The sequence below is a fragment of the Ilumatobacter sp. genome (genome assembly GCF_041688325.1).
Classification (GTDB): domain Bacteria; phylum Actinomycetota; class Acidimicrobiia; order Acidimicrobiales; family Ilumatobacteraceae; genus Ilumatobacter_A.
In genome coordinates, this window is sequence record NZ_JBDNIJ010000460.1 from 1 (window position 1) to 2304 (window position 2304).

A 2304-nucleotide genomic window follows, 5' to 3' on the forward strand; every position below is an offset into this window, starting at 1 on the left:
ATCCGCCGCTTGAACTCGGGGTCGCGCATCACCGTCAACTGTTCCGGTGTCGAACGTGCTGCGATCTCCTGAAAGGCAGGGTGGCCTGAGAATGGATGGATCTCACTCTCAAGGTTGATCAGCATCCCAACAGGACGCACGCCCACTCCGGCATGAATTTCCAGACCATCGGCGCGAGCCTCGGTCAGGAGGTCGAGGATTCGATAGATATTGTCCGGCGACAGGTCGTCTTGTACAAGGGCAAAGGCAACCGGAAGTCCACACTCATCGGCGATCTTGCGGAACCAGTCGAACTGCTGCGCCGGATCGCCGTCGGTCCAATCAGTGACAAGTTGGATCATGCCTCCGCCACCGGCACGAACAGCGCCTGCGAGGTCAAGCAGTTCCTGGAGCTCAACGAAGCTGCCGGGCACGGCGCCACCGTCGGATCCGAGGTGGAGCTTGGTGCGCGATGTCGACAGCCCGATGGCTCCCGCAGAGATTGCCTCGCGAACGATCGACTGCATCTGGGCGATCTGGTCATCCGTCGCGACACCGCGGACAGACGCCTCGACGCCCATGACATACGCGCGCACCGCGCTGTGTGGCAGCAGCGCAGCGACATCGACGGACCGTTTCGTGGACTCCAAGGCGTCGAGGTACTCGGGGAACGTCTCCCAGTTCCACGCCAGGCCTTCCCACAGTGCTGCACCCGGAATGTCTTCCACGCCCTCCATCAGAGTGACGAGCGCCCCACGATCGTCGGCTTTCACCGGAGCGAAACCCACACCGCAGTTACCGAAGACAGTGGTGGTCACACCGTGGGCTCCGGATGGCACGAGATGCGGGTCCCAGGTCGCCTGGCCGTCGTAGTGGGAATGGATGTCGACCCAGCCGGGCGTGAGCAGGCGGCCGTCGGCGTCGATTTCGCGGCGACCGACGCCGACCGACAAGCCGACTGCGCTGATCGACTCACCATCGATGGCGACGTCGCCGAACGCAGCGGCAGCTCCCGTGCCATCGACAACGTTCGCGTTTCGAATCACGATGTCATGCATGTTGGATCTCCCTCTGGAAAGTTGGGGTCATTTCTGCTCCCGACGTTCGTCGGAGCGGTCCTGAGCCCACGGCCGAATCGCCCGTTTGAGTAACTTGCCGGTCGGCCCCTTCGGGAGTTCGTCACCGAAGATGTGGAACTCTCGGGGAACCTTGTACGACGGCAGGGTCTGTTTACAGGTGGCGGCCATTTCGTCGCTGTCGACCGGCAGGTCTCCGCCGAACACTGCGACGATGCGTTCGCCATATTCGGGATCAGCGACCCCGACCACGGCAACCTCGCGACCCGCGAGCGCTCGACTGAGCACCTTCTCGATCTCGAGCGGCGCGACATTGAGGCCTCCGGTGATGATCAGGTCCTTGGCGCGGCCCGTGATCCAAAGGAATCCATCCGCATCGATCCGGCCGAGGTCACCGGTGTGAAGCCAACCGTCACGCATGCCGATCTCAGTCTCTTCCGGTCGCTTCCAGTATTCGCGCATCGTGGCGGGTGTACGGAGCAGGATCTCGCCTTCGCCTGCTTCGACCCGCGTTCCGTCTTCCTGGAGTAGAGCAAGCTCGGTGAACATCGTGGGGAGTCCCGCCGAACCAATCCGCTCGACTGCATGCTCGGGTCGTAGCAGTGTGATCAACATCGGAAACTCCGACATGCCGTACCCCTGCATGACTTCGACGTCAGGGAGTTCCTCGGTCACCCGCTCGAACAGAGGCAGCGGCACGGGCTCCGAACCGGTCAAAATGAGTCGGAGATTCGACTGCTGCAGGCGACTGAGCGCCTCTGAATCCTCGACGAGGCGTCGGAGCAGTGTCGGCACAAGAATCACCGTTGTGGGTTCCCACTCGGCGATTGCCGACGCCAGCTTGTCTGCTGTCATTGCGCCGAGGTCGGGCAGCACGATCGTGCCACCGGCGTACAGCGTGGCGAGTGTGACGCCGTGCAGTCCAGCTGCCCACGACATCGATGCGGTCACGAGATGGACGTCATCCGACCTCAGGCTGAGCTCGATGACTTGCTGCATCGAGTTCAACGTGATGTCGGTGTGCAGTCCAACGGCGGCCTTGGAACGTCCGGTCGTTGCTGAGCTGTAGTAGAGGCTGGCGATGTCCGAGGAGGCAGGCCCGGGACCGTCGAAAATGCCGTGTTCAAACAACGCCGACCAGTTCATCTGATTGTCGTGCTGCGGTTCCTCGGCCGTGCCGACGATCACGGTCCACGTGGCGATGCCGTTGGAGCATCGCGCGCCGAGTTCGGGTGTGGTGACAAGGACG

Annotated in this window: 2 protein-coding genes; both read right to left on the reverse strand. The window is 62.6% G+C overall.

Translation table 11 applies throughout. The annotated features are described in order from the left end of the window. Window positions 1–1037, reverse strand: a 1037-nt coding sequence (locus ACH2EI_RS22100; protein ID WP_395161617.1) for an amidohydrolase family protein, incomplete at its 3' end; no start/stop codon positions are given. Window positions 1038–1064: 27 nt separating this feature from the next. Next, window positions 1065–2304 (reverse strand): class I adenylate-forming enzyme family protein (locus tag ACH2EI_RS22105; RefSeq protein ID WP_395161619.1); only part of this gene is annotated, 1240 nt, incomplete at its 5' end.